A 13,778-nucleotide genomic window follows, 5' to 3' on the forward strand; every position below is an offset into this window, starting at 1 on the left:
TCCCGTCCTGCGCAAACTCCGGCACGCCATATTTCTCCTTCAGCCAGGCATGATTCTTTTTCCACCAGTCCAGCTTGCCCCGGTCGGTAACCGGGAAGTTTTTTACTAATACATCACTGGAAACATCATTTTTATGCACTGCCACGATCTCTACCGGTTCGAAGTCCTGCCAGCTGGCACAGATGAAATAAGCTGTTGCCATTACGCCGCTAAGCTGCAGCAGGTATTTCAGATATTTCATTCCTCATCCTTGTCTGTCATCAATCCTATACCCACCCCCCGGAAAAGGGCGGATGGGTTTATTCATAGAATTATTATTCCCATTCTATTATTTCAATTTTTCCGCCAGGTCGTTGTCGGTAACTCCCTTCAAAAAGGGTGTAATAGATTGATCCATCAGAGCCCGTGTCTACTGTTAATAATGGATCTTTCTCAATACAGTTTTTTTCTGTTTTCATCTCTCTGAAACAGAGAAACTGTGGGGTATTTACGCTTAAGCGAAAATCATGAGTTGGCAATTTTTTATAGCCGTCGCCGAACCGCCAGAACCAGACAGAAAAGCTCCCGTCCTGCGCAAACTCCGGCACGCCATATTTTTCCTTCAGCCAGGCATGATTCTTTTGCCACCAGTCCAGCTTGCCCCGGTCGGTAACCGGGAAGTTCTTTACTAACACATTGCTGACAACCTTGTTTTTATGAACTGCCACGATCTCTACCGGTTCGAAGTCCTGCCAGATACTGTAAATCTCATAACCAGTGAGGGTAATAAAAGATAGCCGGATAACAAGAAAGAATATTTTTATTTTCACTTTTTCTCTCCGGTAATCTCTATTGTAGCTTCCATATTAGTCATAAAAGGTTGATAGCCAAATCTCTCCCAGTGTTGCAATACAAACCAGATGCGAAAAACAGCAAACTGGAAGTAAAAGGAATTGCCAATATCATTGTCATCCAGTCCAAAATGATCTTGGGCACGATAGTGGATTACAGCTCTGTATTGATTTCCTGCTATCTGCAATGAATTAATTGTAATATGCGTAGCATAAATATCATGCACAGAAATCCCTAACGCATTAAAGCGATCCCGGCACCGATCAAATCTTGGTAAAGATGATTGATAAATAGAGGTTATGATATCCTCTTTTTTACTTGCAGGAAGATATTTCCTATCCCAGTCAATATTTCTATCAAGTGCTTTTTTTATCAATAAAAGCGAGCTTTCCTCAGTATAGTCTCCCATTATCAACGCACGATAAGCCATATTCAGCCCGCCATGACTAAAAGGTTTCCCTTTCCCCGTCTGAAAATGATCAACCAGCTTTAAAAACAGGTCACGCTGCCCTAATACTGACATCAGATATGAGCTGCTTTTCATCTCCTGAAACAGCCGCTCCGCCATCTGCTCATGCGTCAGTTTTACCGTCTGTAATACTGGTGCCGCCTGAGGATGAAGAGAGGTGTAAATCAGCTCTTCACAGGTCCAGGGGTTAAGCCTTTCTGATACCTTTTCCAGGCCATAACGGGTCTTGAGTGCATTTTCCGTCAGATCACCACAGCGCATATCGTCAGCGCGATAATCCTCCATCTGATGTACAGAACGGAAAAGCGTGCAGGGGAAGGTGACTGGCTGCGCTAATGCGCCGGATAAAACGGTCATATGAAAACTCCTTTTTCAATTTTTTGGGCGGTAAGAACGCAGGATTGTTGCTTAGTAAGCAAAAGTCTTGTGATCAAACACGCATTTTTCCCGCGTTCCGTCGTCAGGTAAAATGACGCCCTATTTTATACTGGAGCCGAATAAATGAGCAAAATTTTAATTATCGATGGCGGCAAAACGTTCGCGCACTCTAAAGGTGAGCTAAACCATACGCTGACTGATGTGGCAGCCAGCCAGCTGCGCGATCTTGGCCACGAAGTACAGGTTACCGTCGCTGATAGCGACTACAACATCGCAGAAGAAGTTCAGAAATACCTCGACAGCGACGTGGTAATTTATCAGATGCCGGGCTGGTGGATGGGTGAGCCCTGGACAGTGAAAAAATATATCGATGAGATCTTTACCGAAGGTCATGGCTCGCTCTACGCCAGCGATGGTCGTACACGCGCTGACGCCAGCAAAAAATATGGTTCAGGCGGCCTGCTGCAGGGCAAAAAATATATGCTTTCCCTGACCTGGAACGCCCCGCTGGAAGCCTTTACCGACCCGGATCAGTTCTTTGAGGGCGCAGGCGTTGACGGGCTTTACCTGCACTTTCATAAAGCGAACCAGTTCCTGGGCATGGAAGGCTTGCCGACCTTTATCTGTAACGATGTGATCAAAGCGCCTGATGTTCCACGCGATGTTGCCCGTTATCGGACACATCTCAACCAGATCTTTGCTTAACTGTAAGCACACCGGCAAAAAAGAGGGAAAGGGTATGTTGACCGTAGTGGCAGAGATCTGCATTAAACCAGGCCGTCGCAACAGGGTTCTGGCGGAGGTTCAAAAGCTGATTCCTGCCGTGCTGCAGGAAGCGGGATGCCATCAGTATGATCTGCTGGTCGATCATCAGGCGCAGATCCCCTGGAAACATAACTCACCCGATTCCATTTTTATGCTGGAGCAGTGGGAATCGCTGCGTCATCTGGAACAGCATCAGCAGATGCCGCATATGGAAGCCCATCGTGCGGCGATTAAAGATGATGTGATGGATGTGAAAATCTTGGTGCTGGAACCGGCTCAGGTATAACCCATACCGGCTCTTTCCCGCGCAACGGGTAAGAGCCCCCTTCTCTCTCCCTGCCACAGAGTGGCCTCAGAACAGTTTCTGTTCTTCAATCTTTTCGCGCAGGAAATCGAGAAAGCAGGTAATGCGTGCCGCCAGAGTGGAATTGCTGTAATAGACCGCATGCACCGGCAAGCGAATATCACGCGTGACGCTTTCCAGTACCTGAACCAGCCTGCCACAGGCGATATCTTCCCGGCTGTTAAAATCAGAAAGACGGGCAATACCCTGACCGGCCAGCGCCAGCTGACGAATCGTTTCGCCGCTGGACGCACCGATGGTGGGTTTAATCTGCAACAGCTCCCCTTCCTTTTCCCATACCGGCCAGCGGTTATGCACTTCGGAATTGCTGAAGCCAATCAGACGATGTTGCGCCAGCTCCGCCACGCTCTGCGGCTCGCCATATTGCGCGAGATAAGCCGGGCTGGCCAGCAGACGCAACCGGCTGTTACCCAGCATGCGCGCCCGGATAGTGGAGTCGCGTAACAGACCGATACGAATAGCGATATCAGTCTGCTGCTCCAGCAGATCGATAAAAATATCGTCGGTATTGAGTTCAAGCTGCACCAGGGGATAACGGTGGCTGAACTCCTCCACCAGCGGCACAATGACATGCAGCATAAAAGGAGTAGCCGCGTTCACGCGCAGGCGACCCGCAGGGGTTTCGCGCCGCTGAGCAATCTGTTCTTCCGCCTGCTCAACGGAGGCGAGGATCTGGCGCGCATGCGTCAGGAAGATACGTCCCTCTTCCGTGAGCGCCAGACGACGCGTCGTACGATGCAACAGGGTCGTTTGCAGCTTGCTTTCCAGACGGCTTAACGCCCGGCTGATACCGGAACTGGTCTGTTCTAACTGCTCCGCTGCTGCCGTAATGGATCCGGTATCCACCACCACCACCCAGGCACGCAGCTCTTCCAGCGTAATTTTCACCCGTCTCTTTCCTGTGACAAAAAGGACGCCGCAGCGTCCTTTTTATTACACTTCAATATCGGCCATATCGCCTTTTTCCTGCAGCCAGTTGCGGCGATCTTCCGAGCGCTTTTTGGCCAGCAGCATATCCATAATACGCAGCGTCTGCTCAACATCGTCATCTTCGACCGTGAGCTGTACCAGACGACGCGTATTGGGATCGAGAGTCGTTTCGCGCAGCTGCATCGGGTTCATTTCACCTAACCCTTTAAAACGCTGTACGTTCGGCTTGCCTTTCTTGCGCTTCAGCTGTTCCAGCACGCCCTCTTTCTCATCCTCATCCAGCGCATACCAGACCTCTTTGCCGAGATCGATACGATAGAGCGGCGGCATAGCGACATACACATGACCGCCCTGCACCAGGGCACGGAAATGTTTTACAAACAGCGCGCACAGCAGGGTAGCGATATGCAGGCCATCGGAGTCGGCGTCCGCCAGAATACAGATCTTGCCGTAACGCAGCTGGCTGAGATCCTCACTGTCGGGATCGATGCCGATCGCCACAGAGATATCGTGTACTTCCTGCGAGGCCAGCACTTCATCAGACGACACTTCCCAGGTATTCAGGATCTTACCTTTCAGCGGCATGATCGCCTGATATTCACGATCGCGCGCCTGCTTGGCGGATCCGCCTGCCGAATCCCCTTCCACCAGAAACAGCTCGGTTTTACTCAGATCCTGGGCAGTACAGTCCGCCAGCTTGCCCGGTAACGCCGGTCCGCTGGTCAGCTTTTTACGCACCACTTTTTTCGCCGCACGCATACGCCGTTGCGCGCTGGCGATTGCCAGCTCCGCCAGCTGTTCTGCGGCCTGGACGTTCTGGTTAAGCCAGAGGCTGAACGCATCTTTCACTACGCCAGAAACAAAAGCGGCGCTCTGACGCGACGACAAACGCTCTTTGGTCTGTCCGGCAAATTGCGGATCCTGCATTTTCACCGAAAGCACATAGGCGCAGCGGTCCCAGATATCCTCTGCGGAGAGCTTCACGCCGCGCGGCAGAATATTGCGGTATTCGCAAAACTCGCGCATGGCATCCAGCAGCCCCTGACGCAGACCGTTCACATGGGTACCGCCCTGCATAGTGGGAATCAGGTTAACGTAGCTCTCCGTCAACAACTCGCCGCCTTCCGGCAGCCACAGCAGCGCCCAGTCCACCGCTTCCACGTCACCGGCAAAGCTGCCGACAAAGGGTTTTTCCGGCAGCGTCGGCAGACCGTTTACCGCCTCGGCAAGATAGTCGGTCAGACCATCTTCATAGAACCAGCGCTGTTCGGTGTTATTGACTTTGTCTTTGAACAGGATTTCAACGCCCGGGCAGAGCACTGCCTTGGCTTTCAACAGGTGCGTCAGACGGGATACCGAGAAGCGCGGGCTGTCAAAGAACGAACCATCCGGCCAGAAATGCACGCGCGTACCGGTATTGCGTTTGCTGACGCTGCCGGTTACCGTCAGATCCTGCACCTTCTCGCCATTTTCAAAGGCGATGTCATACACTTCGCCATTGCGACGTACCGTGACTTCCACGCGTGTCGATAAGGCATTAACCACCGAAATCCCCACGCCGTGCAGGCCGCCGGAGAACTGATAGTTTTTATTGGAAAATTTGCCGCCGGCATGCAGTCGGCAGAGGATCAGTTCAACCGCAGGCACACCCTCTTCCGGGTGGATATCCACCGGCATGCCGCGTCCGTCATCGATTACTTCCAGCGACTGATCCGCGTGCAGGATCACTTCCACACGTTTTGCGTGTCCGGCCAGCGCTTCATCGACGCTGTTATCAATCACTTCCTGACCCAGATGATTGGGACGAGAAGTGTCCGTATACATGCCCGGACGACGACGTACGGGCTCGAGGCCAGTAAGAACCTCAATGGCATCCGCGTTATAGCTTGATTGAGTCATCGTAACTGTCTGATTTGAGGTTTGAAAATAGTCGCGACTTCCGCCGCGCTCAGTCGTGATTCAGACCGAGGAAGTCAAGAATCGGCGGAAAATAGCGTTCGAATCCGATAAAGGCATGATTGCCGCCCTCTTCTACCGTCTGGCGACAGGAACTGTAGTAATCGAGCGCCTGACGGTAATCGAGCACTTCATCGCCGGTTTGTTGCAGCAGCCAGATCAAATCAGGTGCTTCCAGCGGGTCAATCTGCATCACTTTCAGATCGTAAATGTGGCGAGACTCTAACACATATTGTTGACCGGTGTACGGATTCTGATTCGCGCCGAGAAAATCTGTCAGCAGCTCAAAAGGACGCACCGCGGGATTCACCACCACCGCGGGTATCATAAAGCATTGTGAAAGCCAGGTGGCGTAATAGCCGCCTAAAGATGACCCCACCAGCCCCAGCGGCTCGCCGGCATGTTGCAATACCAGCGTCTCCAGCAGCATGGCCGCATCGGCCGGAAAAGTGGGCAGTTGCGGCACGATCATTTCAATGTGCGGATGCGTTTCCGCCAGCCAGCGTTGCAGCAGCGTCGCCTTGGCCGATAACGGTGAACTGTTGAAACCATGCAGATAGAGCAGCGCGGCCATAATTTAATAGCCTTCCGCATCGAGATCGGGACGGAAATCCTCGCTTTGCAGGCGATTCACCTCGGTAAAGAGGGTGCCATCCTCTGTTAATTCGAGCCAGCGCCAGCCGGGAGCGACATTATCAATGGTAAAGCTGGTGCAGTGGGGCTTGAACTGAACACAGGTGGAGGGCGTGGCCAGCACCCGACGTCCGTGCCACATCACATCCATCTCCTGATGAATGTGGCCGCAAATCAGCGTTTTTGCCAGCGGATAGTGCTGCAGAATATCGTCCAGCTGATGCGGATTACGCAGGCTGTGCTGATCGAGCCAGGTGCAGCCCGACGCCTGCGGATGATGATGCAACAGCACCAGCGTATGACGCTCCGGCGCCAGCGCCAGCGTTTTTTCCAGCCACTCCAGCTGGTAATCGCTCAGCATGCCGTGCGGCACGCCAAAGACCTGGCTATCCAGCAGGACCAGTTGCCAGCGATCGCCCAACAACACATGCCGGGCATCGGCAATGTCCGCTTTCGCCAGGGTATCCACCATGGCAGGCTGAAAATCGTGATTGCCCGGTAGCCAGACGCAGGGCGCAAGCAGACGCGAGATACCTTCAGCGAAATGCTGATAAGCCTCAGTCGAGTGATCCTGCGCTAAATCGCCGGTCGCAATAATCAGGTCATAATCACGCTGCTGGGCAGTAATGGCATCCAGTACCGCGTCGTAACTCGCCCAGGTATTTACCCCGAGCAGGGTTTCATCTTTGCCAGCGAAAAGATGGGTATCCGTGATTTGTAAAATCCTGATTCGGGACCCATTCGCTACAGGAAGATTTAGCAAGCTCTCCAAAGCGTTTCCTTAATCTCCACGCCATTTTCTACATTTGTACGCCATCAGCAGACCGGCACTGCCATAGCGCCATGGGCCAGGCAGTAGCGCAACCAGTCAGCGAGAAACTGATTAATCTGATGTTTCTCATCACGCTGATGCAATTTTTTATTGGGGTAATCATAGCGCGCTTTAAAGCGATAGATCTGCTGCGTTGAACACACTTCAGCGACCATAGCATCATGATATAACCTGACCGACATGGCAGGCAGGCTCCAGTAACTGACGGCAGGCGCAATCTGACGGATCTCCACCAGGGTGGTGTAACGGGTCGATTCCTCAATCGTCAATTGATAGCTGGCACCATTCACCTGATAGGTCACCGATGCGCCCGCCTCATCGCTGCGCGGCAGCAGACGACGCAGCTGGGCAAAATTGGTTTCGCACAGCCGCATCATTTCGGGGAAATCAGGGGTATAGCGCTGTCTCATTTTATCTTCCACTCTTCACGTAATGTCGTATGGTGCAACGCCAGCCATTGCAGGGCGATGACGGTCGCTGCGTTATCTATTATCCCCTCTTCCACCCAGCGGTATGCCTGCTCCCGGCTCACCACATGGACAAGAATGTCCTCATTCTCTTCCTCCAGCCCGTGGTATCCCTCTGCCAGGCTGGCATCCACTTCTCCTACTAACACGGACAGCCGTTCGGTGGTTCCACCGGGGCTGGCCAGATAATTCAGCACCGGCCTGACGCGCCCGACGGTTAAGCCCGCCTCTTCGACGGCTTCGCGCCGTACAACCTGTTCCACGCTCTCTCCCGGCTCGATAATGCCCGCGACCATCTCCAGTAGCCAGGGTGAATGACTGGTGTCGTAGGCCGGGATGCGGATCTGTTCGATCAGCACCACTTCATCTCGCAGGGGATCATAGGGTAACAGCACGGCAGCATGTCCGCGCTCAAAAACTTCGCGCTGAATTTCACCACTCATTTCACCATTGAAAAGACGGTGGCGAAAGCGATAGCGAACAAGCGAAAAAAAACCGTCATACAATGTTTCGCGTGCAATAATTTCTACATCGTTTTTTGTGAAAGTCACAGGGGATTTTTTTTCGCCCGTCATCGTCTGGCTCCTTACGCAGATGGGGATGGAGCTAAGAAAAGCCAAGCCTTGTACTCCATCCGAGTGGTTCTTGATGAATTATTTACGTAAATTAGGGGTAGAAGGCACGTTCAGCCAACTTATCTGGCAGACCAGGTCTGTTAGAATCGGCGATTATTTTTGGCTTATCGGCAGCGCTACCATAGCTATTTTGCTGCAACTCAAGGAATGCAAATGAAAAAACTGCTCCCATACGTTATTGGACTAAGCCTGGGCGCTTTCAGCTTCGCCAGCCAGGCAGAAAATCTACTCCAGGTTTATCAACAGGCGCGGCAGAGCAACCCGGATCTGCGTAGCGCTGCTGCCGATCGCGACGCTGCATTCGAAAAGATCAATGAAGCGCGTAGTCCTTTACTGCCACAGCTGGGCTTGGGTGCAGATTACACATATACCAACGGCTATCGTGACAGCAGTGGTCTCCACTCCAACACTACCAGCGCCTCATTGCAACTGACGCAAACCATTTTTGATATGTCAAGATGGCGCGCGCTGACGCTGCAGGAGAAAGCGGCGGGGATTCAGGATGTCTCCTATCAGGCTGCCCAGCAGAATCTGATCCTCAATACCGCTACCGCTTATTTTAACGTACTGAACGCCATCGATACGCTTTCTTTTTATGAAGCGCAGAAACAATCTATCTATCGTCAGCTTGATCAGACCACCCAGCGTTTTAACGTCGGCCTGGTAGCGATTACTGACGTGCAGAACGCCCGCGCACAGTATGACAGCGTGCTGGCCAATGAAGTGAACGCGCGTAACAACCTCGATAATATGGTGGAAACGCTGCGCCAGATCACCGGTAACGCTTACCTGTCACTGGCCTCGCTGGATATCGATCGCTTTAAAACCACTAAAACGGCACCGGTGAGCGCGCTGCTGAAAGAAGCGGAAAGCCGTAACCTGAACCTGCTCTCTGCACGCCTGTCACAGGACCTGGCGCGCGAACAGATTCGTTCTGCGGAAACCGGCCATATGCCAACGCTGGATCTGACCGCTTCAACCGGTCTCTCCAACACCAAATATGGCGGCAGCCGCGCCAATCAGGCCACAAACAATGACTCGATTTCCGGCACCAATCAGGTGGGCCTGAGCTTCTCGCTGCCGCTCTACAGCGGCGGCGCGGTTTCTTCGCAGGTGAAACAGGCACAGTACAACTTTGTCAGCGCCAGTGAGCAGCTGGAAAGCGCACACCGTTCTGCCGTGCAAACCGTGCGCTCCTCGTATAATAACGTGAACGCCTCAGTCAGCAGTATCGAAGCCTACAAACAGGCAGTGATTTCTGCCCAGAGCTCCCTGGATGCGATGGAAGCAGGCTATCAGGTGGGAACCCGTACCATCGTTGACGTGCTGGATGCGACCACCACTCTGTATAACGCGAAACAGCAGTTGTCCGATGCGCGTTATAACTACCTGATTAACCAGCTTAATATCAAATATGCGCTGGGTACGCTGAACGAGCAGGATCTGATGGCGCTGAACAGCCAGCTGGGCAAAGAGATCCCGACCTCGCCGGAAAGCGTAGCGCCGGAGAACCCGCAGCAGGATGCCAGCGTGGATAACGGTCCGAGCGTAAATGGCGAGATGTCAGCCGCAGCCGCACGTCCAGCCGCCGCGCGCAGCAGTAATCCCTTCAGCAATTGATCTTTCAGGGGCCCTGTTTGCGGCCCCTTTCCCAATCAAACGTATAGCAACGTAAATATCCCCACTCTGTCAGGCCTGCCGCTTCATTTTTCACCACTCATCCCCTATTCTAAGCGCTATATTCAGGCACAGGATAATGACCATGAAACGGACTAAAAATATTCGCCATGCCGCCTTTCGTAAAAGCTGGCAGGCACGCCATTTAACGCCAGTCGCATTTGCCGTTTCGGCGGTATTTATGCTGGCTGGCTGTGAACAAAATGATGAAACCGTCTCGCTCTACCAGAATGCAGATGATTGCGCCCAGGCCAATCCCGATAAGAGCGCGCAGTGTACGACCGCTTACAACAATGCGCTGAAAGAAGCGGAACGTACCGCCCCCAAATATGCCAGCAAAGAAGATTGCATCGCGGAGTTTGGCGAAAATCAGTGCCAGCAGGTGCCGGCGCAGGCGGGCACTCAGGCAGAAGCGCAGCATAGCGGCAGCTTCTGGATGCCATTAATGGCGGGCTATATGATGGGCCGGATGATGGGCGGCGGCGCAGGCTTTGCTCAGCAGCCGTTGTTCTCTCCCAAAACGCCTAACAGCCCGGCCAATGGCCAGTTTGTGGATGCTTCTGGCCGCAGCTACGGCAATGCCACTTCCGGACGCACCATGACGGTGCCGAAAACAGCGCTGGCGCCTAAACCTGCTACCACTTCAACGGTCACCCGTGGCGGCTTCGGCGAAACGGTAGCCAAACAGAATACCATGCAGCGCAGCAGTGCAACCGGCACCAGCAACCGTTCGCTGGGGGGCTAATCAACGCCTATGCAACGTATTGCGATTACCGAGCGTCCGGACTGGCGCGAAAAGGCGACTGAATATGGCTTCCGCTTTCATACCATGCATGGCGAGCCCTACTGGTGTGAAGATGCGTATTACCAGTTTACGCTGGCGCAAATTGACAAGCTGGAAGCCACCACCGCCGAGCTGCATCAGATGTGCCTTGATGTCGTCGAGAAAGTGGTCCACAGCGAAGAGCTGCTGACAAAATTTCGTATTCCCAAACACACCTGGGATTTTGTGCGCGACTCATGGAAACTGCGCCAGCCTTCGCTTTACTCCCGGCTTGACCTTGCCTGGGATGGCAAAGGCGATGCCAAACTGCTGGAAAATAATGCCGATACGCCGACCTCCCTGTACGAAGCGGCCTTTTTCCAGTGGATCTGGCTGGAAGATCAGCTGAATGCGGGGCAGTTGCCCGCAGGCAGCGATCAGTTTAACAGCCTGCAGGAGAAGCTGATTGAGCGCTTTGCCGCGCTGCATCAACAACACGGCTTTACGTGGCTCCATTTCTCCTGCTGTCGGGATACAGAAGAAGATCGCGGCACGGTGCAGTATCTGCAGGATTGCGCCACCGAAGCGGGCCTGCCGAGCGAATTTCTTTACATGGATGAAATCGGTCTGGGAGAAAAGGGCCAGTTTACCGATATTCACGATCAGGTTATCAGCAATCTCTTCAAGCTCTATCCCTGGGAGTTTATGCTGCGCGAGATGTTTTCCACCAAGCTGGCCGATGCTGGCGTTCGCTGGCTGGAACCGGCCTGGAAGAGCATCATCTCGAATAAAGCCTTGCTGCCGATGTTGTGGAAAATGTTCCCTAATCACCCTAACCTGCTGCCCGCCTGGTTCGCAGAGGATGAGGTTCCGCCACTGGATAAGTACGTGGTGAAGCCGCTCTTTTCACGCGAAGGCGCTAACATTCGCATTATCGAAAACGGTAAAGAAATTGCGCGCGTGGATGGCCCCTATGGTGAAGAAGGCATGATTGTGCAGCAGTTCCATCCGCTGCCTAAATTTGGCGACAGCTACACGCTGATTGGCAGCTGGCTGATTGACGATCAACCCGCCGGAATCGGCATTCGAGAGGATCGTGACCTGATCACCCAGGATCTCTCCCGTTTTTACCCCCACACCTTTCTTGAATAAATTTTGAGGCCGCTTCAGCGGCCTTGTTTATGTCACGGCGTTAACCCACCTGCACCGACAGCATACTCACTGCGCCCATCTCAATACCATCGACAGGAAAGGTCACCGCTTCATCCGGCTGACGCGAGCCCAGCACATACAGTAACGGCAGATAATGTTCTGGCGTCGGGTTAGCGAGGCTGGCATGCTCATGCTGCATAAAATTGACAAGCGGATGCTGGCGGTTTGCGCCCTTGAAGGCTGCCTGGGCACGGACAAATTCATTGAAAGAATCTGCCCAGGGCCAGGCTTCAGCCTCTTGCTGCCAGCGTAGCATGCGTAAGTTATGCACCACATTGCCGCTGGCCACTATCATTACGCCGCGTTCACGCAACGCTGCCAGCTGGCTGCCCAGCTCATAATGCCAGCTCGCCGGTTTAGTGGCGTCAATGCTCAGCTGTACCACCGGAATCGCTGCATCAGGATACATCTTAATCAACACGCCCCAGGCACCGTGATCCAGTCCCCATGCCTGATCAAACTGCACAGCAACCGGTGCCAGCAGATCGGCAATCTCCTGCGCCAGTTCAGGAGAACCTGGTGCCGGATAGCGCGTGGCATACAGCGCCTCAGGAAACCCGCCAAAATCATGAATAGTACGTGGCCTGCTCATCGCCGTAACGGCTGTACCCTGCGTATACCAGTGCGCGGAAACTGCGACGATGGCACGCGGACGCGGCAGAGTTTTACCCAGCTCACGCCAGACGGCGGTATAGCGGTTTTCCTCCAGCACGTTCATTGGGCTGCCGTGGCCCAGGAACAGTGCAGGCATGCGGTTGTTACTCATCAGGCATCCTCAGGTTAATCTGTCATCGCAATGAGCGTTACCATACCCCCTTTCCTGACGGGAGAAACCCGCATAAGCATGATGATGATCATCAGATAATTTGAAAAAACCGCCCGACAGTTCTTTACATGAAGTAACTTTATTTTTTATAGGGTTAAAGGTAATTTAACTGCGAATCATTATCATTAAGGATGTTAATATGTCAGTGCCGTTGCTTCTGACTATTCTGGCGGGCGGTGCCACATTCGCGGGCGCTCTCTTTGGCGTGATGGGGCAAAAGCCCTCTAATCGTGTACTGGCGTTCGCGTTGGGCTTCGCTGCCGGCATTATGCTGCTGATCTCGCTGATGGAGATGTTACCCACCGCGCTGCATACGCCGGAGATGTCACCCGTATTAGGGTACGGTATGTTCTTGCTGGGCCTGCTGGGTTACTTTGCGCTGGATCGCCTGTTGCCACATCAGCATCCGCAGGATCTGGTTGCGGTTAATTGCCGCCCCGCCAACCTCCGGCGTACGGCGATTCTGCTGACGCTGGGTATCAGCCTGCATAACTTTCCTGAAGGAGTCGCTACTTTTGTCACCGCCAGCAGCGATATGGAGCTGGGGTTGGGTATTGCCCTCGCCGTAGCTATCCATAATATTCCTGAAGGACTGGCGGTAGCGGGCCCGATGTTTGCCGCTACCGGCTCAAAAACAAAGGCGCTTTTCTGGGCCTGCCTCTCTGGCCTGGCAGAAATTTTGGGCGGTATTGCCGCTTTCTGGCTGTTTGGTCCGACCATGTCGCCGGTAGCGATCGCGGCGGTAATGGCGGCGGTGGCGGGTATTATGGTGGCGTTGTCAGTGGACGAACTGATGCCGCTGGCGCGTGAAATCGACCCACACAATAACCCCAGCTATGGCGTGCTGTGCGGCATGACAGTTATGGGCCTGAGCCTGACGCTGCTGCAGAGTAGCGGTATCAGTTAACGCTGGCGAAAATTAAGCAGTAAAAATCCGCCTTCATAGAAGGCGGCTTTGTTTGCATCCCACAGGGGTGTACCAAAAACCTTAAAAAGCAGTCTCTGCCTGTTCCGTAAGATTCAAAGCCAGAGACGATAAG

At 53.3% G+C, this 13,778-nt stretch carries 16 protein-coding genes (1 of these 16 running past the window's edge); 6 read left to right on the top strand and 10 right to left on the bottom strand.

Going from position 1 to position 13,778, the window contains the following annotated elements:
* The 3 genes from E0E17_RS04115 to E0E17_RS04125 all read right to left on the bottom strand — a co-directional run.
* Positions 1–241, bottom strand: the 5' portion of a protein-coding gene (locus E0E17_RS04115; RefSeq protein ID WP_130831805.1) for a DUF943 family protein. The gene continues 32 nt to the left of window position 1, outside the view; 241 of the gene's 273 nt are visible here — the first part of the coding sequence; its start codon is at positions 239–241; its stop codon lies beyond the left edge, outside the window.
* A 73-nt stretch (positions 242–314) separates the two neighbouring features.
* Entirely contained in the window at positions 315–809 is a 495-nt protein-coding gene (locus E0E17_RS04120; protein ID WP_237680757.1) for a DUF943 family protein, read from the bottom strand.
* Positions 806–1,657 (bottom strand): DUF3289 family protein, encoded by an 852-nt coding sequence (locus E0E17_RS04125; protein ID WP_130831807.1) that lies wholly within the window; start codon positions 1,655–1,657, stop codon positions 806–808. Before E0E17_RS04125 ends, E0E17_RS04120 begins: the two co-directional genes overlap by 4 nt.
* Positions 1,658–1,801: 144 nt before the next feature.
* On the opposite strand from E0E17_RS04125, the gene E0E17_RS04130 reads away from it, so the two are divergent.
* Both E0E17_RS04130 and E0E17_RS04135 read left to right on the top strand, forming a co-directional pair.
* Positions 1,802–2,383 carry an NAD(P)H-dependent oxidoreductase gene (locus tag E0E17_RS04130; RefSeq protein WP_130831809.1) on the top strand — a complete coding sequence of 194 codons (582 nt, stop codon included), beginning with the start codon at positions 1,802–1,804 and terminating at the stop codon, positions 2,381–2,383.
* A 34-nt stretch (positions 2,384–2,417) separates the two neighbouring features.
* The gene (locus tag E0E17_RS04135; RefSeq protein WP_130831811.1) at positions 2,418–2,729 is read left to right on the top strand and encodes a putative quinol monooxygenase; all 312 of its coding nucleotides are present in this window, start codon (positions 2,418–2,420) and stop codon (positions 2,727–2,729) included.
* A gap of 66 nt (positions 2,730–2,795) precedes the next feature.
* Here the strand turns inward: E0E17_RS04135 and E0E17_RS04140 are convergent, their stop codons facing one another.
* Genes E0E17_RS04140 through nudF form a run of 6 tightly spaced genes read right to left on the bottom strand, consistent with a single transcriptional unit; the run spans position 2,796 to position 8,200 of the window.
* On the bottom strand, positions 2,796–3,695 hold the full coding sequence (locus E0E17_RS04140; protein ID WP_130831813.1) for a LysR family transcriptional regulator: 900 nt from the start codon (positions 3,693–3,695) through the stop codon (positions 2,796–2,798).
* A 45-nt stretch (positions 3,696–3,740) separates the two neighbouring features.
* Positions 3,741–5,636: a DNA topoisomerase IV subunit B gene (parE, locus tag E0E17_RS04145; RefSeq protein ID WP_130831815.1), complete on the bottom strand. Its 1,896-nt coding sequence runs from the start codon at positions 5,634–5,636 to the stop codon at positions 3,741–3,743.
* Positions 5,637–5,685: 49 nt separating this feature from the next.
* Positions 5,686–6,267 carry an esterase YqiA gene (gene yqiA, locus E0E17_RS04150; protein ID WP_130831817.1) on the bottom strand — a complete coding sequence of 194 codons (582 nt, stop codon included), beginning with the start codon at positions 6,265–6,267 and terminating at the stop codon, positions 5,686–5,688.
* A gap of 3 nt (positions 6,268–6,270) precedes the next feature.
* Positions 6,271–7,098 (bottom strand): 3',5'-cyclic-AMP phosphodiesterase, encoded by an 828-nt coding sequence (cpdA, locus tag E0E17_RS04155; protein WP_130831819.1) that lies wholly within the window; start codon positions 7,096–7,098, stop codon positions 6,271–6,273.
* Between the two features lie 44 nt (positions 7,099–7,142).
* Complete coding sequence (locus E0E17_RS04160) at positions 7,143–7,568, bottom strand: DUF1249 family protein (protein ID WP_130831821.1); 426 nt, start codon at positions 7,566–7,568, stop codon at positions 7,143–7,145.
* Positions 7,565–8,200: an ADP-ribose diphosphatase gene (gene nudF / locus E0E17_RS04165; protein ID WP_130831823.1), complete on the bottom strand. Its 636-nt coding sequence runs from the start codon at positions 8,198–8,200 to the stop codon at positions 7,565–7,567. Before nudF ends, E0E17_RS04160 begins: the two co-directional genes overlap by 4 nt.
* Positions 8,201–8,413: 213 nt before the next feature.
* Here nudF and tolC point away from each other — a divergent pair, with 213 nt between their 5' ends.
* The 3 genes from tolC to E0E17_RS04185 all read left to right on the top strand — a co-directional run bounded on the left by tolC (position 8,414) and on the right by E0E17_RS04185 (position 11,852).
* Positions 8,414–9,880 (top strand): outer membrane channel protein TolC, encoded by a 1,467-nt coding sequence (gene tolC, locus E0E17_RS04175; protein ID WP_130831827.1) that lies wholly within the window; start codon positions 8,414–8,416, stop codon positions 9,878–9,880.
* Between the two features lie 142 nt (positions 9,881–10,022).
* Positions 10,023–10,682 (top strand): DUF1190 family protein, encoded by a 660-nt coding sequence (locus E0E17_RS04180; protein ID WP_130831829.1) that lies wholly within the window; start codon positions 10,023–10,025, stop codon positions 10,680–10,682.
* A gap of 9 nt (positions 10,683–10,691) precedes the next feature.
* Positions 10,692–11,852, top strand: a complete 1,161-nt coding sequence (locus E0E17_RS04185) for a glutathionylspermidine synthase family protein (RefSeq protein ID WP_130831831.1) — start codon at positions 10,692–10,694, stop codon at positions 11,850–11,852.
* A gap of 40 nt (positions 11,853–11,892) precedes the next feature.
* Here E0E17_RS04185 and ygiD read toward each other — a convergent pair whose 3' ends face one another.
* A complete protein-coding gene (gene ygiD / locus E0E17_RS04190) occupies positions 11,893–12,678 on the bottom strand; it encodes a 4,5-DOPA-extradiol-dioxygenase (protein WP_130831833.1) in 786 nt (261 codons plus the stop codon).
* A 199-nt stretch (positions 12,679–12,877) separates the two neighbouring features.
* On the opposite strand from ygiD, the gene zupT reads away from it, so the two are divergent.
* Complete coding sequence (gene zupT, locus E0E17_RS04195; RefSeq protein WP_130831835.1) at positions 12,878–13,645, top strand: zinc transporter ZupT; 768 nt, start codon at positions 12,878–12,880, stop codon at positions 13,643–13,645.
* Positions 13,646–13,778 lie beyond the last annotated feature (133 nt).

The sequence above is a fragment of the [Erwinia] mediterraneensis genome (genome assembly GCF_900604315.1).
In the GTDB taxonomy this organism is placed as follows: domain Bacteria; phylum Pseudomonadota; class Gammaproteobacteria; order Enterobacterales; family Enterobacteriaceae; genus Pantoea; species Pantoea mediterraneensis_A.